The organism is Fluoribacter dumoffii NY 23, assembly GCF_000236165.1.
Classification (GTDB): domain Bacteria; phylum Pseudomonadota; class Gammaproteobacteria; order Legionellales; family Legionellaceae; genus Legionella; species Legionella dumoffii.
This window is the reverse complement of sequence record NZ_CM001373.1, coordinates 2,636,225-2,658,464: the sequence shown is the minus strand read 5'-3', so window position 1 is coordinate 2,658,464 and position 22,240 is coordinate 2,636,225. Positions and strand designations below refer to the sequence as shown.

Sequence of the window (22,240 nt, the reverse complement as noted above, 5' to 3'; positions counted from 1 at the left end):
TGAATAGGAATGGATTGTAAGTTGGGAGTTGAAATGGAATCAACGATCGAAATTATAGGCTATGTTGCCTCCTGTTTGGTGTTAGCGACGTTTTATGTCAAAAGGATTTTGACATTACGTCTTATCGCAATTTGTTCCAATGTGGCATTTATTTTATATGCGCTTGGAAGCACGCTGTATCCGATTTTTGTTCTGCATTCTTTATTGTTACCGTTGAACTTATATCGGATTTTTGAAATCAAGAGAAGTAACTTGCACACTTAACTATTTCAAGCCGAACTGTTTTTTTCATCAGAAAAAACACGCAAATAACCGCATGAATGGTTAAGAAAATGTAAATAATCATTGCAAGAGTTAAAAGAGTTAAGGCGATTTGCTACTATATGAGCTTGAATCATTTGGTGCATGACGATGGAGTAATATGCCTGATTTAAAATACTCAGATAGTAGCAAACTTATCATCGAGGCTCTGGCGCTTGCGTCGCACCGTGCAGGGATGAAACCTGGGAATCCTTTCAAAAGCAGGCCCTTGAATGTGCCCACAGAAGATGAATTAATTGCACAAGATAAAGTTGCGATGGATTTATTTGACCTTGAAGAAATCACTGAATTTTTTTCGTTTGGCAATGATGATGGGATAGGCGCACTAACTATTCGCCCCAAACCTGATCTTTTACTCTACCATGACAAGGATATTCAGGAGATCATCCGTATTTTAAAATTAGCTTTTGATCAATTTAAAATTTCCCTGGAAAATAAGGGGGTTCCAGTGGAGAATTTCACCGTAACCCGAAACAAAGATGAATTGATTGTTTGTAAGGCATTTATTAAAGAGTTAATCGGTAAAAATTTACTTCCCAAAGCCTATGCCCCCAATCTCGAGCACGGCAATCAACCTGCCTACATGACCCCTTTTACTACTACCCCAGTACCCTCACCCCGCAATAAAAGTGCGGAAGAAAATGATGAGCAAATCCTGGTGGAAGACAAGGATTTAGAGCATGATTCAGGAATAGATAGCGTATTTAATCCGTCTCCCTTCCCCCAGCTCAAACTGTTTAGTGGATGCTCCTAAACTGGAGAATCATTTTTAACTGCAAACTCGCGGATTGCTGCATGCTAATCCGGACTGCTTGTTGCCATTGTTATTATTTATTTTTCCGTTCATGTTCTAAAAGCCATTGTTTACGTGCTATCCCCCCGCCATAGCCTCCCAGATTGCCACTAGAATTAATGATTCGATGACAAGGGATAATAATTGAAAGCGAATTGGCACCATTGGCATTGGCTACTGCTCTATATGCCGTGGGTTTGCCAAGAGATTGTGCTTGTTGCGCATAACTTCTTGTTTCGCCATAGGGAATAAGAGTTAACGCCTGCCAGGCCATTTTTTGAAATGGGCTGCCCAATATATGTATTGGGGTGTTGAATTTTTTTAGATCCCCAGAAAAATAAGCCTTGAGCTCCTCTTCAATAGAACGGAGGGCAGGGGTGTCTCCGGGAATAATGGCAGCATTCATTTTATTTCTCAGCCGTTCGATTTCTCGCTCCAGGCCCCTTCTGTCAACAAACTCCAAAAGATATAACCCCTCCTCATCCGCTACTGCGAGAATTGGACCTAAAGGGGAATCGAACCAGGCAGCTTTCAAAACAAGGTGATGTTTGTCTAATTGTGAAGGGGCCGCCCCCATTATTTTAGAAAAAGCATCACGAAAACCACTACCCGATTCATATCCAACATTAACTTGTGCTTCAATCACTACTTTACCCTCGCGAATTTGTTTCATGGCCATACCCATTCTCCTTGCACGTGCATAAGCAACGAAGGTCATTCCAAAGCGCTTTTTAAATTGTCTCCGTACAGTGGATGTATCAATTCCTAATTCTGCAAAATCCCGGTCCTTCCATCTCTTTTCAGGATTCGCTTCTACAGCCGCAACTAATTTTTGAATGATATGCGAAGCCTGATTCGGATAGGATAATGGCTGGCAGCGTGAACACGGTCTGTACGATGCAAGAAGTGCGTCTTGAGCGGTTCTAAAGAACTCACAATTTTCAAATTTAGGTTTTTTTGCAGGACAAGTGGGTCGACAAAATATTCCCGTCGATCTAACTCCTACATAAAATATTCCTTCATACCTGGAGTTTTTTGCAAGTAAGGCTTGATAATATTCTTTCTTTACTGGATCGGTTAACATGAATCACTCAATGAATTGTTCCATTAGTTACTATAGCTTTTTTTAAAAAAAGTGCGACCGAAATTCAGGCATTGAATTTTTAATGGACCAGGCTATTTTTTGGAATAGGTTAGGTGTTCTTGATTCCACTATAACAAGATGGTTTTTTTATTTCCCCTTTAACAGGCAAAGTAATTTGAACCATACCACAATGGTCAGTTCTGTAGAAGGGAATGTCTAAGGATTTCATGCTGAACAAAGTTTTGGCATGCGGGAAATGGAAGCGATTGTCAAAGCCCAATGAAGCTATCGCATAACGTGGACGGACTTCCAGCAAGAAACGATAAGAAGAGGACGTTTTACTGCCGTGGTGCGGAACAATCAAGACCTCAGAGGCAATTTCATTTCCGTAAGTTCTTATTAGATAGTCCTCAGCTATTTTTTCTATATCCCCTGTTAAGAGTACTTTTCCGGCTGCAGTACTTATTTGCAAAATACATGAGTTGTTGTTTTTATTTTTGAAATGAGTTTTTATGGGCAGGAAACGAAAACGAACGCCGTCCCAGTCCCATTTTGGATAATCATGACATCGCATTCCATGAGTATAGTAATGGGGCTCATTTACGAGAAGCTGTTCCACGGGTATGCCTTTCTCCAAGGAATTGAGCCCGCCTCGGTGGTCTTTATCTGGATGGCTAATGACCACAGTATCAATTTTTTTTATACCCAAGGCCTGCAGATAAGGCAAAATTACCATTTTTCCCAGATCATTTCCTTGGAAAAATCGATCTCCTGTATCATAGATGAGAACATGGGAATGGGTTCTTATTGCTACGGACAGCCCTTGACCGACATCCAAAATGTCTATTATTGCTTCTCCGGAGGGGCTTTTCGCGCTGGGAGGAAAAAAGGGAAGAATAAGCCACAGCAGCATAATCCACCTGAAAGGTTTTATTGGCAATAATACTCCCATCACTAAAGCGCCCATCAGAATGGCAGCCAATTCAATGCTATGTAGTGATTTGTTAATGTTTATGATTGCAACATGCTCAATCAAATTTAAGCCCTGTAACAATAAGCTAATCAGCAAGGACAAGGGTTTCATGAGCATTACAGCAATGCTGGTGGATGAAAAAATCATGGTGATTAAGGAAAGGGGTACAATGAGCAGGCCTACCAAGGGTATGGCAAATAGATTCGCAATAAACCCGTTTATTGAACCGTAAGAATACCAGAAAAGGGTTAAAGGCATGAGCCCAATTAAACAACTCAACTGTAAGGCTAAATTTCCCTTAAATCCTTTTAATCTCCACCGTTGTTGCGTTAAAAGCAAACAGGCAACTGCCAGGAAGGAAAAATAAAATCCTTGCATGAACACGGCATGGGGTTCAATACATAAAACTCCAAATAAGGCATAACGCCAGATTTGCCAGGCAGATAAGCGTTGTTTTCCTAACCGGTAAATCGTATAAAAGAAACAGCCGATTAACGCTCTTTGCACCGGCGGGGCGAATCCAGCTAAAAAAGCATAAAATACGGCGCTTAACAAGCCAGTAATACTGGCTACATACGGTGCTGGAATAAACAAACAGCAGAAGGCACTCTGACACCACAACTTGCGGACCGCCCAATAAATTATTCCTGATATCAGTGCTATATGCTCTCCAGAAATTCCAAATAAATGAGTTGTTCCTGTACGTCGGAACAATTCCCAATTTTCCTGACTGATATGATGGGTTAAATTCAAGGTTAGGGCTTCTACAACACCCGCTGTTGATTGATTCGGTGCCAATTGGGTGAGTCTATTGCTCAAATGTTCACGTAATTGGAGCCAATTAAAGGAAGAGGAAGTTTGGGCAAGCTGTTTATGGCTTTTAGGAAGAATATAACCTGTCCAGAAAATATGGCGTGCAGCAAGTGAACTCACATAATCCATACTTCCTGGATTTAGAAAATTTCGCGGTTTTTTCAATTTGACTTGAAATATCCAGCGTTGTCCTGCGCGTAATTGGGGGGCATTGTTATACCAGGATAATTGGATTAAGCCATGTGCAGGAAGATGATTGACTTGGGCAAGGGAAAATAAAAACTGGGTCTTGGTAAAATCCCGGGTGGGAATTGAGGCAATGACGCCCTCAACCGTAACCTTAGGTATTACCGAAGTATTTGCCATTCCTTGGGGGGTAACAAAAGATTGATGCAGCCATGCAAAGAAGATTCCTGAAATAAAAAATAAAATTAACGGGTATTTCGGACTAAGGTAATAAAAGAGGACGCTAATTAGGAGTAAAGAATAACTGGATGTATATAGGTAAAGAATGCCTAAAAAAAAGCAAAAAATTTCCATTTCATTTTAAGTTGGACTATCCATTGCATTTGATAGTAGGGAATGGAAATTTTTTTGTAAAGCAAAATTTTTATCCCAAAACAGTTGCCATGAGTAGTAATGCGCCTAATATGCTACAACCACTAAACTGATTGAATGAGAGCAGCGCCTAAGAGGAACCCCAGCAAATGGTCTGCGCAGTTCCCGAGGTATCTACAGCAGTTTTTGTATTTGCTTGGTCAACTGTCATACTGGCGCAGGTTGTATCTTCGGTTTGGCTGCCTATGGGGGTTGCGGTCAGCGTATATGTGGTAGACCCCAAATTAGTCAAGGTTATTGAATAGAACCCTTGTGCGGAGGTTTGCGGAAATGAAGGCAATGAGCCACACGCCGCACTATAGGAAAAATTTTGTGAATAACATCGTTCCAGGATAATCTGATCTTGTGCCAGGGTAGCTAACGCATCAGAACGTCTTGCTTTCAGCAAAAAGTTTACATAAAAGGGATAAGCAAGGGTAGCAAGTATCCCCATAATAAGAACGGCTATCATCAATTCGATTAAGGTAAAGCCTTTACTTCGAGTGTGCATCATTGTCGCATCCTTATTGCAGCTCTCATCCTGCTTTCCGTTAAGTACCATCCCGATTCAATATACTCTCTTTATCTTATGGGCCTCATGTACCCTTTATCATTCAAATACCTATTGTTGTATTTGGACTGTACTTTGTAACATTACCGAAGTATTCCCGCTAGCACCTAAAGAGCGGGCGGTAATTCGATAGACATAAGTAGGAGACTTGATATTTTGTCCGGGCTGAATAATCGAGGGTAATTGTTCTATTATATAGCCTGCCTGGGAATTGGAGTATCCTTGGAAACTGGAAATTACTGAGGAAGAGCTGGACCAATTCACCGTCGTCCATAGGGGCGGATTATTAGGATCCAATAGATATAAACCATTACTGTTTTTTAAAAAACTGTTTGCGCTGTAAGTCCCGTTCATTAGATTATTAACAGCCTCGTTTAATGCTCCTTCAGTTTTTTCCAAAGTGATTTCGCTATCGGTGGCATTGGCAGCAATGTGTGTTTGGGTTGTATTAAGGGATACCCCGGTAATCGCTAATACCGTAAGCATAATAAGGAAGATCATGGTGATTAACAAAATATACCCGTGGTTATTCATTACTACATTCTTCCGCTCATGTTTGGATAAGGGGATGTATGTATCCCTAGAACTTTGCTTGTTTCCAGATACGGGAACACATTTTGTCTTGTGCAAAAAAAGTTTCATGAGCTCGCATTCCTTAAAGCAATATTGACTTCATACACATGGCGAAGCCGATTATCATTGGGCACAGTAACTAAAGTATCCAAGACTCTATATTGAGTGCTATTCTGATTCCCGGAAGCAACTTGGCCTTCAACCAGGAAACCTAGACGAATTGCATATACCTGAGCCCAATTGGTGACAGCATCGGCCGTAACATACTGGGAAATGCTCCCATTGCCTCCAATACCGTACTGGACTTTCATGACTTCCACCCCAGGAACAAGCGGTTGAATGGTCCAACCTGTCTCAGTCAGAATACCGCGCATCAACGCACTTTGCCCTCCTTGTCCTTGTCCTACAAAGAAAGCAGTTTGCTGCAAGGGAATGAATTGAGCTCCGGGTTGGTAATTGACAATGAACGCAGAGGTAGAATTATCGTATGGGCCTGATCCGGCTTCATGGGAAATGGTTGTTGCTGTTGCCCCTGTAATCACGAATACGGAAGTTTTAATGCAATCGGACACAGCGGCAAATTGTCCCAGATTAAGACTCAAGCCATTGGTACTTTGCACCGTAAAGGAATTACTGGCTGAGTCAATGGTGGTTATTGAAACAGGAAAACTCCCGGGAGCCGCCCCCAGAACTACCAATACATCACTGGTACTCTCTACATTTCCTGCCAAAGAAGAGTCTAGAGAAGGTGTCCAATTCCCAGGATTGCTGTCATTAGGAGAATTGGTTTGGGTAATTGAAATTGTGGTGCCATTTCGGTTGTAACCAGCGAGCAAGGCAGGAGTAACCCCTAAAGTTCCTAGAGGGCTTGAGCCCCCGCCATTTAAATTGGACATGGCCGTATTGATTGTCCCACAACCTGCGAATCCGGATGCGCGAATTACTGGTGTTACGAGGTTGGCGATAGCATTTTCAGTATTTTGAATAAGAGCCTGGGTATTACTTGTTCTATAAATTTGTGTTTGGGTGATATAAATTTCCATTACTGCATAACTAAGCAGGAGACCAATAGCTGTGGCGACCATTAACTCGACTAGGGAAAAACCTTTTTGATGCGCGGTATATTTATTCATAATTGACTTTGTATGCTCAGTTGAACGTAGTTCGGATTAACAGGCGAAGCAGTACTGCTTGCACCAACCTCATTTTGGGCAAGACTATCGTCCCATTGTACCGTTACTGTAATGATTGTATTGCCTCCTGTCCCTGGCGCAGGTGACGAAGTAATTGAACCGCTCCCATTGGGTAATCTGCTCACATCATAGGTTAACCAATACCATGTGTCATATGCAGCCAATTGGGGGCTTGAACAGGGGGATTGGTTGCATAAAACTCCCGGGGCCGCAGGGAGAACAGGTGAGCCGCTGCTGTTGATATTGCTAATATTGTAATTACCATTAATCGCAGCCTGGCTGTTTGCACGAATTTTATCAAATATATCATAAATACACTGCACCGCTTGTTGTTTGGCATAACTTGAATTATTGGCTTTGTTGGACAAAATTAACATCCCTGCTATCCCTAACATACCAACAGCCATGACCACTAAAGCAATGAGGACTTCAATTAAGGACATTCCTGTTTGGTGGATAATGAATTTCGCATTACCATTCATAAATAATCTCCATTAAGGACATGCAAGTGCACTGTTGTCCCAAACAGCTTGTCCCGGTGTATCACCCGATTGCACAAATCCTGTGGACATCACTTCTATGGAGCGCGCAAATGTCCCGCCTCGGCTGTCGCAAAATTTAAAATTACTTGGTGTTGCGGTTAATCCGTGGGAATCAAAGGTTACACTCCCAACATTCCCTGAAAGGACAGGGTCCGAGACTGATAATTGTTGGCTTTGCAATAAGGTGCTGGTACCTGATGAAGGCTTAGTGACCACTATCCATCCTGCCCCCCAATTACCACCACACGTGGTGGATTGGACGGCTCCAAATGGACACACCATGACATCCATTGATTCATTTAAAGCATTGTTGCGTGCATAATTTAATGCATTCACTAACATATCCGTATATGCAGTAAGGCGACTGTTCATGAGCATATTACTTAAGGCTGGAAGTGCGACAACCAAAGCCACACAGAGCACCAGCAAGGTGATTAAAAGCTCAATTAAAGTAAAAGCTGCATATTTAACTAACATGAATTCAAGTCCCTTGTAAATAGAACAAGTCCCTTTATATTAAGTTTAGGTGATAGCTATGTCTTTTACCAAAGAATTACCCCTTTTCACTGACGAAAGCGGGTATAAGGGAGCAGGGCATTGCAGGCGTCCGTCCATTTATCTGGTAGAGGAAATTCAATTCCTGCTGGGTAAATGGGGGCAGCACCTTGATGTACTGCAATCACTTCTTGAAACTATAAAATGAAATCTTACTTGGAGAGATTATTAGAGTTTGGTTTTCTAATCCCATTCAACGAATGTCTCCACGTCATTTTTTGTCTTTTGTTGCAGGGGCATTTTCTTGTTGTGGGCTAAAATTGCATGTCTGCTGCACTGGATTGGGTATTTAAATGTTTTTAATGCCTCTTCCAAATTGATAAATTCATAACCTTTTTCTTTATATAAATTAATGATATCCGGCAAGACATAAGCGTTAAGCAAATTCGCATGAATCAATAGAATTTGCGCTTGTTGAGGGTTGCGATGAAACTGGTTGTGTTCTTCGGCCCGCAAAGTTTGTTGCCAAATAAAATCAAGATAAAAGGGTTTCAGTTCCTCAAGATAAGCGCGTCTATTCAGCTCGGGAACAGATAACAATCGTTGATTAAAGACGAAGTCTTTAGAGTCTACGGTAATGGGGGCAACATGGTAATTTTTTTTGGCAAGATAACACAGTATGTCTTCTTTTTTTTGTCCAGAGCTCATTGCCAAATAAGGATAGCGAAAATACTTGGGCTCAGTCAGGACCGGATGCAAAATACGGTCTGCTCCTTTAATTTCCTGTATATACTCCTCAGTATTCATTTTATTTAAATTTGCATGTGAGAGGGTATGATTCCCTAATCCAAAACCGGCATCACGAAATTTACGCAGTATTTCCCAGTTATCTTTGCGGACTTCCCTGGCAATAATGAACCCGGTTGCAGGTACCTGTTCCTTGGTCATGGTATTAATCATCATGTTGAGATGAAAATTTCGATACTCACCCACAAAAGGAAGATCATCGATAGTTATGGATACAGTCTTTTTGAGTGCCACTGGTGTTTGTTTGGGGGGTAATTCCGGTGGTTCAGGGGCCTGGAGTTTGTTTTCAGAATCAAGAGTACTGTTGTTTGCATTAATAGCAATCTCATTGGGATTCAAGGAAAAACTGAGATTGGAACATGCCATTAACAGCATCAGCATGGAAGGTATTTTTTTAATAATATTTTTAATTTTCATTTAGAGCGGGTACAAACAAAATAAAGAAAAATGACATTGTAACAAAAAATTAATCTAAATGGCTTATCTTAAGTGCTTTTGCCACAAAAATTTTTAGAAGATAAGGTGATGAAAAGCAGATAATTCGATCACCTTATTTGAGAGTTAAGCTAAAACATAAGTAAGAATAAAACTAATTGGGACCATTTCCAGTGGAAACACCTGTTTTATTAGTATATTCCAATTGTTCCTCATCGTCTTCTTCATCTTGTTTTGCTTTACTAAAGAACAATGCAGTAGTCAGACTGCTTAAATAGCTTTTAGCAGCTTTTTCGGGCCCTTTGGTTTCCTTTTTAAATTCTTCAACAACCATTTTTAATGCATCCATACGGCAAGAATAAATCATATCAATCATTAAATTAAAAGTTGCTTTTAAATCAAAGTCCTCAATTCCTGAAAAAATATGCGCAGCACGGATGACTTTTTTACCGTTATTTTTTGGCTCTACTGTCATGAACTGAATATATTGAATTGCGGAAGTAACCAATGCTTCAACATCCTGAGGATTGACCTCATCTATAGCAAGAATTTGGTTTAATCCTTTCTTTTTCTTTTTGCCTGTTAGAATAACTGAATTATCTTCGTTTCCAATATACGAGGAGGCATATCCATTCTTGATTTGTTGACGCACCAAATGCATTGAACCTGCGAGAACAGCAGTTTTTTCAGCTTCATCAATCAAGGATTTTTCCAGGGATTCTCTTATTTTATTAAGGAAATGAAGTTGGGCAACACGCTCCCTTGACCTTAATTTTTCAATTTTCGCAACATTCTTATCAGCAAGCTCTTCTTTAATTAATTCATCAAGATCAGCATTGAGTTTGTCCCAACCTCCAAATCGATGAATTGCAGAGACGGGAGATTTTTTATTTGCCTTGAATTTATGGTGCTCAGGAGCAATTTGTCCTTCTGCAGTAAAAGAGGCAACGATGGCATGTTGTGCATCTTTTTCCAGCTTATATGAAGTTTGAATGAGTTTGTTTAGGTCATCTGTTGGGATAACAGTCAACATATGCTCTTTTGCAAATCCATTACGAGAATCATGTCCAATGAAAATCTGACTTAGAAAAGCATTTAGTGCTGTATGAAATTTAGCAATTTGGTAGAGGTCAGGTTTGTCTTCTTGTTTCACCTCATCACCAATTCCAATTGCATCTTTTAGACGATCATTAAGTAATCCTGGGGATTCAATTAAACTTCTATTATTTTCGATATCCTGCATTACAGTTAACATGGCGCCATAATAAGCGTTGGTTAGATTGATAATCGTCTGGTGCGACTTTACTTGTTCCTCTGCTCTAACTTTTTCTTTTACTTGTTCTTCTATTTTAAGCAGGATAGAGCCGAGAAATTGAAGTTCAAATTTTCGGTGGGGATTAGAAAGATCCTCGATTTTTCCCTTACCTTCACGTTTTAATATAATATCAACGGTATCGTCGAAGTTTTTTCTTAAATCACTTAGTTCCTTTAGTCCAAACGTCATGTTAGTCTCCAAATGTCCAATGGAAAAATAATGTAAGATCTTCTTACACGGTGTCAGTGTAAACTAAAGTAAACCTCTCGTCATGTATTTTCATTATACAATTTCCTATTTTAGAAAAATGAATTAAAATTCAGTAGGTTAGTAGTTTTAATTGGATTAAAACTTGAACTGTTCTTTGATAAAAATCATAAAAAAATTGTATTAATTTAAATAATGGGTAATATTTCTGTCATTTTTTATTAAGCGTATAAATCCATGATGCTCCAGGCACGGGCAATAGAACATTGAGTTCGTCTTCCATAGGATTGCGTGCATGAGAGGAAGTTTTTTCTAAGAGGTCTGTTTTGAATAGTACAACTGATAAACAGTTACAACACTTTTTTAATAATGCATGGTTTGCATTAATCTTTCTGCTTGTCTGTCGCATAATTTCGATGTGTTTCATTCCCTTAAACGACGTTTCAGAATCACGTTATGCAGAGATTGCCCGTAAGATGCTGGAAACAGGTAATTGGGTGACTCCATTACATGACTATGGAGTGCCTTTTTGGGCAAAACCGCCTTTGTCAACCTGGCTTTCTGCATTGTCAATGAAACTGTTCGGGATTAATGAGTTTGCTGTTCGTTTACCTGGATTACTCTTGTCTTTGGCAACCCTCTGGCTTGTTTGGGATTTAGCTAAAAAACACAGCGGACCCTTCATTGCCATGCTGACTGCTTTAGTTCTTGCTGGAACTCTGTATTTCTTCCTTGATGCAGGTACGGTGATGACCGATCCCTCTTTGGTTTTTTGCATTACTTTGGTTCTGGTTGCATTTTGGCATGCGGTAGTCGATTGCAGTAAGGTTTGGTCCTATGTTTTTTTTATTGGCTTGGGATTGGGGTTATTGGCAAAAGGCCCTGTTGCTGTCGTTTTATCAGGATTACCTATCTTTTTTTGGGTGTTGTTACGAAATCAATGGCTTAATTTATGGCAAAGGCTACCTTGGATAAAAGGTGTTTTTTTAATGCTTCTTATCGCACTGCCTTGGTATATTTGGGCTGAAATTCGGACGCCAGGGTTTTTAAATTATTTTATAGTAGGCGAGAATTTTAATCGATTTTTAAAGCCAGGATGGACAGGAGATAAATACGGTTATGCCCATAAACAACCATGGGGGATGATTTGGATCTATGCTGCAAGCGGAATTTTTCCCTGGTGTCTTTTAGGTGTGGCATGGTTTATCAAATATCGACATAACGTGCGTAAAGTATTCGCAGATAAAGATGGATGGTTGAGTTATTTCTTTCTGTGTACAGTAGTCCCTTTATTCTTTTTTACCTTTTCCAGCAACATCATTTATACCTATGTTTTTCCCAGTATCCCTGCCTTCTCTCTGTTTTTCGTTGAATACTGGAATCGGGTAGATGCTATAGCAAAAGCAAAGCAGCTTATCATTGGACTTTCTGTGGTTATTGGCGTGATATTCCTGCTGGCTACCTTTGCATTTAATGCACTACCGGAAGTTGTTTCCAAAACCCAAAAATCAGTGGTCGCTGCTTGGGTCAAACAAAACCCCGCTGCAGGAAGCGCTCTCATATATTGGGATTATAAAGTTGACTTTTCGGCGCAGTTTTACTCTGGCGGCAGAGCGAAATCTGCCTTTAGTAATAAAAAGCTCTGTGAATTGTTACATAACGGACGAGAAAATTATTTGGCAATTGAACCTCATGACACCCGCAAGATTTCCCCGGTTTTATTTTCCAGGATGATTTTGCTGCAACGGGTGTTTGCCGGTGATAAACCCATTTTATTAATGCGTATTCCGGTTTCGGTAAAAGACTTTTGTAACAATAAATGAATAATAAGCTGACCACAGGGAGTATCTTTTCCAACGCCAAGTTCTAAATTTGTTCAATAAAGATACCAATTCATTTAGAGTTTTGATATAATCCGGCACAATTTTTTAAGTCATAAGGAGTAACTGTGTCGCAATCCATTACAGTGAATTCAAGCACTTTTGTGCCTCGCGGTGACTTAATGGCCTGGGTTGTATGTTTATCTGCCGGATTGTTTTTCCTATATGAATTTTTTCAGCTCAATATTTTTGATGTAATCAATCAGCCCTTACGTGACGACTTCCATATTGACGCAACTCAATTAAGTTGGATGTCCAGTGCTTATCTGTGGGCGGATATTCTATTCCTTTTGCCTGCAGGAATTATCCTTGATCGCTTTTCTACACGTACTGTCATATTAAGTGCAATGTTCATTTGTGTTCTTGGTACTGTAGGTTTTGCGTTAACCCACTCCTTTATTTTAGCTTCGTTTTGTCATTTTCTCTCAGGAATAGGCAATGCATTTTGCTTTTTATCCTGTGTTGTATTGGTATCGCATTGGTTCCCCCCGAGAAGGCAAGCACTTGTTATCGGCTCTTTGGTGACGATGGCTTTTGTTGGCGGAATGATGGCTCATACTCCTTTTGCTTATCTTTACGAGCTTTTTGGATGGCGGAAGGCATTATTAATTGATGGTGCGGTTGGTGCTGTATTGCTGTTGTGGATTTACTGGGTGGTCCGGGATAAGCCAGAAGATTCGCCAGCAAAGATGAACACCAATCAAGGGCAAGTAATTTCCGGATTTATCAAGGCATTATCCAATTCTCAAAATTGGCTGGCAGGATTTTATACGTCGTTTCTTAATTTGCCTATTATGGTTTTGTGTGCTCTATGGGGTGCCAGTTATTTACAAGTAGTGCATCATTTACCTGAAATGGCAGCAAGTAATGTCGTGAGTCTGATTTTCATGGGAAGCGTTATTGGTTGTCCTTTAGCCGGATGGCTTTCTGATTCCCAAGGGCGTCGTAAGCCTTTAATGATAGCGGGTGCAATCGCAACGCTTGTCACCGTAATTCCCTTATTCCTGGATATCGCTTTATCGCAAACAACCTTGAGTGTGATCTTTTTTGCGTTAGGTTTTTTTACAAGTACCCAAGTTATCACCTATCCTTTGGTTGCTGAAAGCAATTCAACAGATAATACAGGGGCTGCAACTGGTATTGCCTCTGTGATTATTATGGGAGGGGGCGGTGTAGGGCAAGTATTATTTGGTTGGTTAATTACGCATCATGCAGGGGCGTCAGTTGCTAATTATACTGTGGCTGATTTTCAATACGCCATGTGGATGTTCCCGATAACTACGGTTGCAGCTTTGCTCGCCGTGTTAATAACCCGCGAAACTTATTGCAAGCGGTAAGCTGAGGAGTAAAAATGCAAGTGGTGGACGAGTTTCAAGAATATAATGATCTTAAGTCATCATTATTGCCCTGGATGGTATGTTTTGCTGCAACCTTATTCTTCTTTTATGAGTTTATTCAAGGGAATATGTTTGCATCCATCGCTGCAGATATTATGCAAGCTTATCAAATTCAGGCAGATAAAATGGCCTGGTTATCAAGTATTTACTATCTTTCCAATGTTTTATTTCTTTTTGTTGCGGGAATGGTACTTGATCGGTTTTCGATAAAAAATACTTTATTAATCGCTATGTTCTTGTGTGTCGCCAGCACTTTTCTTCTGGCTCATTCTGATTCTTTTTACATGGCATTATTTTGCCGATTTATTACCGGTATTGGCAGTGCATTTTGTTTTCTGGGACCTGTGCGCCTAGCCTCGCATTGGTTTCCACCCAGGCGGATGGCTTTGGTCACTGGGGCTATAGTCACCATGGCGATGGCTGGGGGGATGTTGGCTCAATATCCGTTGACCAAATTGGTTCTGATGGTAGGATGGCGTCAGGCTGTTCAGGATGTTGGAATTCTCGGTTTTGTCATGTTGCTCGTGATGTTCTTCTGGATAAAGGAAAAGCCCAAGAACCCATTAAAAGTTGTCCCGCCCATTAATGTTATTTCAGCTGCTAAAAAAGCGTATTTTAATGCGCAATATATACGGGCAGCTTTCTATGCGAGTTTAATGAATATGGCCATTGCTGTATTTGGTGCGATGATGGGAACTTTATATCTGGTACAGCGTCTGGATATCAATTCTGCACAAGCATCTATGGTAAACGGTATGTTATTCCTGGGGGCAATCATTGGTTCTCCACTGGTTGGCTGGATATCTGACAAGATGGGGTTACGCATTGTACCTATGAAAATAGGTGTGATTGCCTCCTTACTTACTTTACTCTCGGTACTCTATCTTCCTGTTTCTTATAGCCAAATGGCTTTTTTATTTTTCTTGCTGGGATTTTTTACTTCAGCGCAAGTGATAAGTTATGCTCTCGTAGCTGAGAGTAGCCCTCCAGCAATGACTGCAACTGCTGTTAGTGTGATTTCAATATTGACTCAGGGCGGTTATATTGTATATCAAAACCTATTTAGTTATTTATTAACAAACCATGGGGGTATGCATATGGTGAACGGAACTCCTGTTTATCTGCTTAGTGCATATCAATATGCTGCAATTATTTTACCAATAGGTTTATTAATTGCTTTTCTCATGCTTTTCGGTTTAAAAGAAACACACTGCCAACATACTGAGGACTAAGATGACAGGGCGAGTTTGTATATTACTCATGGATTCTTTTGGCATAGGTGCCAGTTTGGATGCCGCTCGCTATGGTGATGCAGGTGCCAATACCTTTGTTCATATCCATCAAGCTTGTGAGCGGGGAGAAGGGGACAAAACCGGTTTACGCCAAGGTCCATTAACATTACCTAATCTGGCACGGTTAGGACTTTACCATGCTGCATTAGCCAGTAGTGGATTACGCTTTGTGGAGTTATCCGCTTTTTCTGAGCCTGTTGGCTATTATGGGTATGCAGTAGAGCAGAGCTTAGGCAAAGATACTCCCAGCGGTCATTGGGAGCTGGCGGGGGTTCCCGTAACCTTTGAATGGGGTTATTTTCCCGAACAGCCTTTTTGTTTCCCAAAAAAATTAATTGATGATTTTATTCAACGTACTGGTGTACCAGGAGTACTTGGTGAGAAGCATGCATCTGGAACTGAAATTCTTGAGGAATTAGGTGAAGAGCATATGCGAAGTGGTAAGCCAATCGTTTATACTTCTGCTGACAGTGTATTTCAAATTGCAGCACATGAAGAAAGTTTTGGGTTACAGCGTTTATATGATATTTGTGAAATTGCCCGTCTTCTGGTAGATGAATACCAGATTGGCCGTGTCATAGCCCGTCCCTTTATCGGCAAACCAGGAACGTTTAAACGAACTGCAAATCGTAAGGATTATGCCACCTTACCTCCGGAAAAAACGTTACTCGATTATTTAAAGGAAGCAGGGCAGGAAGTGATTGCTCTGGGAAAAATTGCTGATATTTACGCGCACCAGGGTATCACACAAACCCTCAAGGCTGATGGTAACATGGCACTATTTGATAAAACGTTGGCTGCGATGAAAACGGCACCCGCAGGGAGTTTGGTTTTTACCAATTTTGTAGATTTTGATTCATCTTTCGGCCATCGACGTGATGTAGTGGGATATGCCCACGCACTTGAGGAATTTGATGCGCGTCTTCCAGAACTTGAAGCGATATTAAAACCCGACGATCTTGTGGTTATTGCAGCAGACCATGGGTGTGATCCTACTTTCCCGGGTTCCGATCATACAAGGGAACATATCCCGGTTTTAGTCTATGGCCCAAGTCTGAAAGGTCGCTTTATAGGACGTAGAGAAACCTTCGCTGATGTGGGGCAAAGCATTGCGCAACACTTAGGACTAAAAAACTTGCCTCATGGTATATCTTTTTTAATCTAATTCTACAGCCAATCAGGATGATGAATATCTATTTTTCTTTTAATGGATAATTATCATTCTGATTAATGGATAATTATCATTCTCAGACCCCTTGTTTTTTTGTTTATCATCCCCATTTAAATGATTCCGGTTTGATTTGAGGATTTAATTTTGGAACAATTTCATGGGACAACCATACTTTCAGTAAGACGCGGAAATCAGGTAGTTATCGGCGGTGATGGGCAGGTAACTCTTGGAAACACCGTGATGAAGGGTAATGCACGTAAGGTGAGACGCCTCTATAAAGATCAAATTATTGCTGGTTTCGCTGGTGGAACAGCCGATGCATTCACTCTTTTCGAACGCTTCGAGAGCAAGTTGGAAATGCATCAAGGCCATTTAGTCCGCGCAGCAGTTGAACTTGCTAAAGATTGGCGAACCGACAGAATGTTGCGTCGACTTGAAGCAGTGCTTGCAGTAGCAGACGCCAAATCTTCCTTAATAATTACAGGTAATGGTGATGTAATCGAGCCTGAAAATAGCTTAATTGCTATTGGTTCGGGAGGGCCTTTTGCGCAAGCAGCTGCACGAGCATTAATGGAAAATACTGAATTATCGGCTATGGAGATAGTGCGTAAAGCATTACTCATCGCTGGGGATATCTGTATTTATACCAATAACAATTTAACTATAGAAGAATTAAATAATGGCAACAAAAAATAGTAAGGTAATGACTCATCATGAGAGTATCCGGGAGGTGATGACTCCTCGGGAGATTGTCCAGGAATTGGACAAATATATTATTGGGCAGGATGATGCAAAAAGAGCAGTAGCTATCGCTTTACGTAATCGATGGCGGCGGATGAACATTAAAGATTCTGCCTTGCGCAATGAAATCATGCCAAAAAATATTCTTATGATTGGTCCAACTGGTGTAGGAAAAACTGAAATTGCCCGGCGGTTGGCTAAATTGGCACGCGCTCCCTTTATCAAAGTAGAGGCAACAAAGTTTACGGAAGTCGGATATGTCGGACGTGATGTGGACACCATTGTGCGTGATTTGGCTGATATCGCAGTCAAACAAGAACGTGAATTCGCCATGAAAAAGGTGGAGCATCTTGCTGAGGATGCAGCTGAGGAGCGAATTTTGGATGTGTTACTTCCCCCGGCACGCGGTAGTTTAACGCCGGGTGAAAAGGACAGCACAGCCAGACAAGTTTTCCGCAAGCAATTACGCGAGGGGACTCTAGACGACAATGAAATCGAAATAGAAATTTCAGCAAACTCAATAGGCATAGAAATTATGGCCCCCCCTGGCATGGAAGAAATGACAAGCCAGCTTCAATCGATGTTTCAGCAAGTAGGTAGCCATAAAACAAAAACACGTAAAATGACTATTGCCAAAGCTAAACAAATTTTACGCGAAGAGGAAGCAGCCAAATTAATTAATGAAGACGATATTAAAATTCGCGCCATAGAAAATGTGGAGCAAAATGGTATTGTGTTTATTGATGAGTTGGATAAAGTAGCGCGACGTGCCGAAAATGGTGGTGGCGGCGATGTTTCGCGAGAAGGGGTGCAACGCGATTTATTGCCTTTGGTGGAAGGAACGACAGTTACTACCAAATACGGGATGATTCGTTCTGATCATATCTTGTTTATAGCATCAGGAGCGTTTCATGTAGCCAAACCCTCTGATTTGATTGCTGAATTGCAAGGTCGATTGCCTATCCGCGTGGAGCTATCTGCTCTATCTGTTGACGATTTTGTGCGGATTCTCACTGAACCTACAGCTTCCTTGACTTTACAATACAGTGCCTTGATGGCTACTGAAGGTTTGACCTTAACTTTTGATGAAACAGGAATTAGACGTATCGCTGAGGTGGCATGGCAAGTAAACGAGCGTACTGAAAATATTGGCGCACGCAGACTTTACACCGTGATGGAGCGCTTATTGGAAGTTGTTTCGTTTGAGGCTACTGATAAATCAGGCGATTCGGTCCATGTTGACAAAGACTATGTCGAAAAAAATCTCGGGCAGATTGTCGCGGACGAGGATTTGGCTCGTTACATTCTATAATCTAATAGAGCCTGGATGAAACACGGATTAATTCGTTTTGCCCAGGCTATCAATTATGAAACTCTGTTTTACCCATAAAAATTAATGAACAAATAATAAAGAGTGCTTTTATTCTAAAAATTAAGTTATTCTTTTATTTGCTTGTTGTGATAAATATTGTCCAATGATTAAGGAAAATTATTAGGACTTTTGCTCTTGCTTATTTGATTCTTGGAGGTTTGATTCATCTGAAATGAAGTGTGATTAAACAGTGGTTCTCAGGGAGGAGATAAAAATGTCATATGATTCACGCTCTATTGCTAAAATGATAAGTAAAGATTTCGAGCTTTCTGGTGCATCTTCAGGAAATTCCAAATACCATTCTCTTTTTTCATCTGTAGGAGTGAAAACAAACTCATTTTTTAATCGTTCAAAATCAACTTTGGATTTTCCAGATTCGTACCCCAGGATTTGGAACAAAATTAGCGGGGGCTCTAACTTGAGAAGGATTAAAGCCTTGCTTTTAGACTATACCAAAGAAAAATGTTTTTTAGGTTCTTTTTTTGGTCGGGTAATTACAGGACATTGGAATAGGCATCATGTGAGTGCTGTAAGCCAGATTATTGCAAATATGTCCATTAAAAATTATTACGAATCCACTGATGATGTTGTTGCTGATTTGAAATTGTTAAAGCCAGAGAAAGGAGGATCCCTCGATCAGCGAATTAAATTTATTGAAATGAAATTAGAAGAACAACTAAACTATGAATTTAGAATGTAACCGGGAAGGGCAGGTGAGTTAGAGTCTGCATAATCGAAGCAATTCACTTGCTCCATAGAATTTAATGCTTTTTCCACTTAGGTAAGGGAGCTGTTTTTGATGTCTGATCCTTATATTTTGATTTTATATTACTCGCGCACCGGTTCTGTAGCGCAATTAGCCCAATACATTGCGCGTGGGATAGAGAGTGCGGGAGGTATTGAGGCACGCTTAAGAACAGTGCCCCCGGTATCTAATACGTGTGAAGCAGTGGATAAAGCCATTCCAGATAGCGGTGCACCCTATGCAACCTTGGATGATTTACGTTATTGTTCCGGACTTGCCTTGGGCAGCCCTACTCGTTTTGGGAACATGGCTTCTCCTTTGAAATATTTTCTCGATAGTACTTCCGCTTTATGGCTTGCGGGTGATTTGGTGGATAAGCCGGCTTGTGTGTTTTCTTCTTCTGCCAGTATGCATGGCGGTCAGGAAACTACCTTATTAAGCATGATGCTGCCTTTGTTGCATCATGGCATGATTTTAGTAGGCGTCCCTTATTCTCAGCCCTCTTTGAATGATACTGTGACAGGGGGGACCCCTTATGGAGTCACGCATGTATCCGGTGTGGCAAATAATCAACCTCTGAGTCAGGATGAAATTAATTTAGCCAAGCATTTGGGTGAGCGTTTAGCGCGTACTGCTCTAAAATTAAATAAAAAAAGGGGAGATTAATTTGAACTGGGTTGGACAAGAATGAGTTAACCCTGATTTCCAGCCCGAGTGAGCCCTTTGAACTCTGGCTATAATAAAGTTGAGTGAATTTAAAAATGAAAGTAATTAGTTTTAATGCCAATGGTATCCGCTCGGCGGCACGTAATGGTTTTTATGAGTGGCTTACAGCACAAGATGCTGATTTTGTTTGTATTCAGGAAACGAAAGCACACCCTGAACAGTTAATCCCGGAAGAGCTGTATTACCCCCGCGATTATTTTTGCGAGTATTATTCAGCACAAAAAAAGGGATACAGTGGGGTGGCAATTTATGCCCGTCACAAGCCACATCGTATTATTAGGGGCATGGGCTTTGATCATTGTGACAATGAAGGCCGATACATACAATTTGATTACCCAAAATTCAGTATTGTTTCGCTTTATTTACCTTCAGGCACAAGCGGTGAAGAACGCCAGACAGTGAAATATGCATTTCTCGCACAATTTGCCGAGCATTTAACGCGATTAAAAAATGAGGGGCGGGAATTAATTCTGTGTGGAGATTACAATATTGCCCATAAGAAAATTGACTTAAAGAATTGGCGCGGCAATCAAAAAAATTCCGGATTTTTACCCGAAGAACGTGCCTGGATGGATCAATTATTTGGTACTTTGGGTTTTGTCGATGCATTTCGCGTGCATAATCAGGAAGAAGAGCAATATACGTGGTGGTCCTTCAGGGGGCGCGCATGGGAAAAAAATGTGGGATGGAGAATTGATTACCAGGTTGTTACTCCCGGCCTGATAGAGCATGTAGTCGACAGCCGTATTTTTAAGGAACCTCGCTTGTCTGATCATGCTCCTTTATTAATCGAATATAAAGGGGATTGGTGTGCTTAAATTAGCAAGCTGGAATGTAAATTCATTGAAAATAAGACTGGATCAAGTAATACAATGGCTAGATTCTACGGGTACGGATATTCTGGCATTGCAGGAAACTAAATTGCTGGATGAACATTTTCCCGTAACTGCTTTTGTGGAGAAAGGCTATTATGTAGTGTTTTCGGGACAGAAAACTTATAACGGGGTGGCAATAATCAGTCGATATCCTTTTTCTGATGTTTTGACCGCTATTCCTGATTTTGAGGATCCTCAAAGGCGCATCCTGGCTGTGACTGTTGCAGGTATTCGCCTTATCAATTTATATGTCCCCAATGGTTCAGAGCTTACTTCAGAAAAATATCAATATAAGTTGAACTGGTTACAAAGGGTGACTTCATTTATTCAACAGCAAATGACTATATATCCCAATGTAGCGGTAGTAGGTGATTTTAATATCGCTCCAGAAGACCGTGATGTGCATGACCCTGCTGAATGGATAGGCTCTGTATTAGTAAGCCCTGCAGAACGGGAAGCATTTACACAATTATTACAACTTGGATTGCATGACAGTTTTAGGAATTTCATTCAGAACGAGCAGGCATTCAGTTGGTGGGATTATCGTGCAGGTGCTTTCAGACGTAACCGCGGTTTACGCATCGATCATATTTTGTTAAACGAAGCACTCAATACTTTATGCAAGCAATCCATTATCGATAAGGAGCCCCGCAAAGCCGAAAGACCCTCAGATCACGCACCTGTTTGGGTTGAACTCGATTTTAAAGTGAGTTAATTATTGTAGCCTGGCAGCGGAGCTTTTCGGGTTTCGCCCGCCACTCAGGCTATTTTACTGCTGATTTGGTTTTCATCACTTATTTTGTAAGGTTTCGAATAAGAACCAAATTCGTCGTTCCGTTTCATCGATATAAACTTCAAGGACACTGGTGGTGGCAAAATCATTTTTGTTGCTACACACCTCATGGGCTTTTCTTAAATTTTTCAAAAATGCCTTATTATCTTCCAAAAGGGCTTTCAGCATATCATCTGCAGAAAGAGTTTCATTAGCATCTCTAAGCGTCTGTAATTGCTTGATCTGTCCGATAGAATGAATGGTTCTTTCGCCAAGCTTGCGAACCCGTTCTGCCAAAACATCAATCATTGCAAAAATTTGTTCACTGTGTTCATCTAAAAGCAGATGATAATCACGATAATGGGGGCCAGTCATATGCCAGTGGAAATTCTTGGTTTTAACGAATAAAGCAAAAGTATCGGCTACCAGTGGATTAAGAGCCTCAGCAATTTTATGCCGAGCTTTGATATCAAGATCATTAGGTGTTTCCAGTTTATACAATTCCAGTTTTTTCATTTTAACTCCTTTTTAATAATATGTTTTTATAAGA

General features: G+C 40.7%; 23 protein-coding genes. 13 read left to right on the top strand and 10 right to left on the bottom strand.

Translation table 11 applies throughout. From position 1 onward, the window contains the following. Positions 1 to 33: 33 nt before the first annotated feature. Both KYQ_RS12030 and KYQ_RS12025 read left to right on the top strand, forming a co-directional pair. On the top strand, positions 34 to 264 hold the full coding sequence (locus KYQ_RS12030) for a hypothetical protein (RefSeq protein WP_010654513.1): 231 nt from the start codon (positions 34 to 36) through the stop codon (positions 262 to 264). A gap of 157 nt (positions 265 to 421) precedes the next feature. After that, a complete protein-coding gene (locus tag KYQ_RS12025; RefSeq protein WP_010654512.1) occupies positions 422 to 1,075 on the top strand; it encodes a hypothetical protein in 654 nt (217 codons plus the stop codon). Positions 1,076 to 1,148: 73 nt separating this feature from the next. On the opposite strand, the gene KYQ_RS12020 is transcribed toward KYQ_RS12025, so the two are convergent. From KYQ_RS12020 to KYQ_RS11990, 7 genes are all read right to left on the bottom strand, one after another. Then, the gene (locus KYQ_RS12020) at positions 1,149 to 2,198 is read right to left on the bottom strand and encodes a bifunctional transcriptional activator/DNA repair enzyme AdaA (protein ID WP_010654511.1); all 1,050 of its coding nucleotides are present in this window, start codon (positions 2,196 to 2,198) and stop codon (positions 1,149 to 1,151) included. Between the two features lie 109 nt (positions 2,199 to 2,307). Further along, positions 2,308 to 4,524, bottom strand: a complete 2,217-nt coding sequence (locus KYQ_RS12015; protein WP_010654510.1) for a DNA internalization-related competence protein ComEC/Rec2 — start codon at positions 4,522 to 4,524, stop codon at positions 2,308 to 2,310. Positions 4,525 to 4,672: 148 nt separating this feature from the next. After that, a complete protein-coding gene (locus KYQ_RS12010) occupies positions 4,673 to 5,095 on the bottom strand; it encodes a type IV pilin protein (RefSeq protein WP_010654509.1) in 423 nt (140 codons plus the stop codon). 108 nt (positions 5,096 to 5,203) lie between these two features. Then, positions 5,204 to 5,794, bottom strand: a complete 591-nt coding sequence (locus KYQ_RS12005) for a pilus assembly PilX family protein (RefSeq protein ID WP_010654508.1) — start codon at positions 5,792 to 5,794, stop codon at positions 5,204 to 5,206. After that, a complete protein-coding gene (locus KYQ_RS12000) occupies positions 5,791 to 6,858 on the bottom strand; it encodes a PilW family protein (protein WP_010654507.1) in 1,068 nt (355 codons plus the stop codon). Before KYQ_RS12000 ends, KYQ_RS12005 begins: the two co-directional genes overlap by 4 nt. Beyond that, on the bottom strand, positions 6,855 to 7,400 hold the full coding sequence (pilV, locus tag KYQ_RS11995; RefSeq protein ID WP_010654506.1) for a type IV pilus modification protein PilV: 546 nt from the start codon (positions 7,398 to 7,400) through the stop codon (positions 6,855 to 6,857). Before pilV ends, KYQ_RS12000 begins: the two co-directional genes overlap by 4 nt. A gap of 12 nt (positions 7,401 to 7,412) precedes the next feature. Further along, positions 7,413 to 7,937: a GspH/FimT family protein gene (locus tag KYQ_RS11990; RefSeq protein WP_010654505.1), complete on the bottom strand. Its 525-nt coding sequence runs from the start codon at positions 7,935 to 7,937 to the stop codon at positions 7,413 to 7,415. 58 nt (positions 7,938 to 7,995) lie between these two features. Between KYQ_RS11990 and KYQ_RS19160 the strand changes: the two genes are divergently transcribed. Beyond that, on the top strand, positions 7,996 to 8,163 hold the full coding sequence (locus KYQ_RS19160) for a hypothetical protein (protein WP_019350132.1): 168 nt from the start codon (positions 7,996 to 7,998) through the stop codon (positions 8,161 to 8,163). A gap of 35 nt (positions 8,164 to 8,198) precedes the next feature. Here the strand turns inward: KYQ_RS19160 and KYQ_RS11980 are convergent, their stop codons facing one another. Continuing rightward, a complete protein-coding gene (locus KYQ_RS11980; protein WP_010654504.1) occupies positions 8,199 to 9,179 on the bottom strand; it encodes a polysaccharide deacetylase family protein in 981 nt (326 codons plus the stop codon). A 172-nt stretch (positions 9,180 to 9,351) separates the two neighbouring features. Then, complete coding sequence (locus KYQ_RS11975) at positions 9,352 to 10,701, bottom strand: hypothetical protein (RefSeq protein ID WP_010654503.1); 1,350 nt, start codon at positions 10,699 to 10,701, stop codon at positions 9,352 to 9,354. Between the two features lie 344 nt (positions 10,702 to 11,045). On the opposite strand from KYQ_RS11975, the gene KYQ_RS11970 reads away from it, so the two are divergent. The 10 genes from KYQ_RS11970 (at position 11,046) to xth (ending at position 21,633) form a co-directional block, all read left to right on the top strand. After that, a complete protein-coding gene (locus tag KYQ_RS11970; RefSeq protein WP_010654502.1) occupies positions 11,046 to 12,542 on the top strand; it encodes an ArnT family glycosyltransferase in 1,497 nt (498 codons plus the stop codon). 125 nt (positions 12,543 to 12,667) lie between these two features. Then, positions 12,668 to 13,936, top strand: coding sequence for an MFS transporter (locus tag KYQ_RS11965; RefSeq protein ID WP_010654501.1), 1,269 nt, complete (start codon positions 12,668 to 12,670; stop codon positions 13,934 to 13,936). A 14-nt stretch (positions 13,937 to 13,950) separates the two neighbouring features. Next, positions 13,951 to 15,228 (top strand): MFS transporter, encoded by a 1,278-nt coding sequence (locus KYQ_RS11960; RefSeq protein WP_010654500.1) that lies wholly within the window; start codon positions 13,951 to 13,953, stop codon positions 15,226 to 15,228. Between the two features lies 1 nt (position 15,229). After that, positions 15,230 to 16,453 (top strand): phosphopentomutase, encoded by a 1,224-nt coding sequence (locus KYQ_RS11955; RefSeq protein WP_010654499.1) that lies wholly within the window; start codon positions 15,230 to 15,232, stop codon positions 16,451 to 16,453. Positions 16,454 to 16,603: 150 nt separating this feature from the next. Continuing rightward, the gene (gene hslV / locus KYQ_RS11950; protein WP_010654498.1) at positions 16,604 to 17,155 is read left to right on the top strand and encodes an ATP-dependent protease subunit HslV; all 552 of its coding nucleotides are present in this window, start codon (positions 16,604 to 16,606) and stop codon (positions 17,153 to 17,155) included. After that, the gene (hslU, locus tag KYQ_RS11945) at positions 17,139 to 18,512 is read left to right on the top strand and encodes an ATP-dependent protease ATPase subunit HslU (protein ID WP_019350129.1); all 1,374 of its coding nucleotides are present in this window, start codon (positions 17,139 to 17,141) and stop codon (positions 18,510 to 18,512) included. The genes hslV and hslU overlap by 17 nt, the downstream gene beginning before the upstream one ends. A 274-nt stretch (positions 18,513 to 18,786) precedes the next feature. Continuing rightward, positions 18,787 to 19,272 carry a DUF5617 domain-containing protein gene (locus KYQ_RS11940; protein ID WP_010654496.1) on the top strand — a complete coding sequence of 162 codons (486 nt, stop codon included), beginning with the start codon at positions 18,787 to 18,789 and terminating at the stop codon, positions 19,270 to 19,272. A 99-nt stretch (positions 19,273 to 19,371) separates the two neighbouring features. Next, positions 19,372 to 19,983, top strand: a complete 612-nt coding sequence (wrbA, locus tag KYQ_RS11935) for an NAD(P)H:quinone oxidoreductase (RefSeq protein WP_010654495.1) — start codon at positions 19,372 to 19,374, stop codon at positions 19,981 to 19,983. A 95-nt stretch (positions 19,984 to 20,078) separates the two neighbouring features. Continuing rightward, positions 20,079 to 20,861: an exodeoxyribonuclease III gene (locus KYQ_RS11930; RefSeq protein WP_010654494.1), complete on the top strand. Its 783-nt coding sequence runs from the start codon at positions 20,079 to 20,081 to the stop codon at positions 20,859 to 20,861. Beyond that, a complete protein-coding gene (gene xth / locus KYQ_RS11925; protein ID WP_010654493.1) occupies positions 20,854 to 21,633 on the top strand; it encodes an exodeoxyribonuclease III in 780 nt (259 codons plus the stop codon). Before KYQ_RS11930 ends, xth begins: the two co-directional genes overlap by 8 nt. Positions 21,634 to 21,708: 75 nt before the next feature. On the opposite strand, the gene KYQ_RS11920 is transcribed toward xth, so the two are convergent. Continuing rightward, a complete protein-coding gene (locus KYQ_RS11920) occupies positions 21,709 to 22,206 on the bottom strand; it encodes a Dps family protein (protein ID WP_010654492.1) in 498 nt (165 codons plus the stop codon). Positions 22,207 to 22,240 lie beyond the last annotated feature (34 nt).

Excerpts from the sequence above, each read along its gene's own strand:
- KYQ_RS12020 (WP_010654511.1), bottom strand. The coding sequence starts at position 2,198 with ATGTTAACCGATCCAGTAAAGAAAGAATATTATCAAGCCTTACTTGCA.
- KYQ_RS11920 (WP_010654492.1), bottom strand. The coding sequence starts at position 22,206 with ATGAAAAAACTGGAATTGTATAAACTGGAAACACCTAATGATCTTGAT.
- wrbA (WP_010654495.1), top strand. The coding sequence starts at position 19,372 with ATGTCTGATCCTTATATTTTGATTTTATATTACTCGCGCACCGGTTCT.
- KYQ_RS12025 (WP_010654512.1), top strand. The coding sequence starts at position 422 with ATGCCTGATTTAAAATACTCAGATAGTAGCAAACTTATCATCGAGGCT.
- KYQ_RS11975 (WP_010654503.1), bottom strand. The coding sequence starts at position 10,701 with ATGACGTTTGGACTAAAGGAACTAAGTGATTTAAGAAAAAACTTCGAC.
- KYQ_RS11990 (WP_010654505.1), bottom strand. The coding sequence starts at position 7,937 with ATGTTAGTTAAATATGCAGCTTTTACTTTAATTGAGCTTTTAATCACC.
- KYQ_RS12010 (WP_010654509.1), bottom strand. The coding sequence starts at position 5,095 with ATGATGCACACTCGAAGTAAAGGCTTTACCTTAATCGAATTGATGATA.
- pilV (WP_010654506.1), bottom strand. The coding sequence starts at position 7,400 with ATGAATGGTAATGCGAAATTCATTATCCACCAAACAGGAATGTCCTTA.
- KYQ_RS12005 (WP_010654508.1), bottom strand. The coding sequence starts at position 5,794 with ATGAAACTTTTTTTGCACAAGACAAAATGTGTTCCCGTATCTGGAAAC.
- KYQ_RS19160 (WP_019350132.1), top strand. The coding sequence starts at position 7,996 with ATGTCTTTTACCAAAGAATTACCCCTTTTCACTGACGAAAGCGGGTAT.
- KYQ_RS11960 (WP_010654500.1), top strand. The coding sequence starts at position 13,951 with ATGCAAGTGGTGGACGAGTTTCAAGAATATAATGATCTTAAGTCATCA.
- KYQ_RS12000 (WP_010654507.1), bottom strand. The coding sequence starts at position 6,858 with ATGAATAAATATACCGCGCATCAAAAAGGTTTTTCCCTAGTCGAGTTA.
- KYQ_RS12015 (WP_010654510.1), bottom strand. The coding sequence starts at position 4,524 with ATGGAAATTTTTTGCTTTTTTTTAGGCATTCTTTACCTATATACATCC.
- KYQ_RS12030 (WP_010654513.1), top strand. The coding sequence starts at position 34 with ATGGAATCAACGATCGAAATTATAGGCTATGTTGCCTCCTGTTTGGTG.
- hslU (WP_019350129.1), top strand. The coding sequence starts at position 17,139 with ATGGCAACAAAAAATAGTAAGGTAATGACTCATCATGAGAGTATCCGG.
- KYQ_RS11940 (WP_010654496.1), top strand. The coding sequence starts at position 18,787 with ATGTCATATGATTCACGCTCTATTGCTAAAATGATAAGTAAAGATTTC.
- KYQ_RS11930 (WP_010654494.1), top strand. The coding sequence starts at position 20,079 with ATGAAAGTAATTAGTTTTAATGCCAATGGTATCCGCTCGGCGGCACGT.
- KYQ_RS11980 (WP_010654504.1), bottom strand. The coding sequence starts at position 9,179 with ATGAAAATTAAAAATATTATTAAAAAAATACCTTCCATGCTGATGCTG.
- KYQ_RS11955 (WP_010654499.1), top strand. The coding sequence starts at position 15,230 with ATGACAGGGCGAGTTTGTATATTACTCATGGATTCTTTTGGCATAGGT.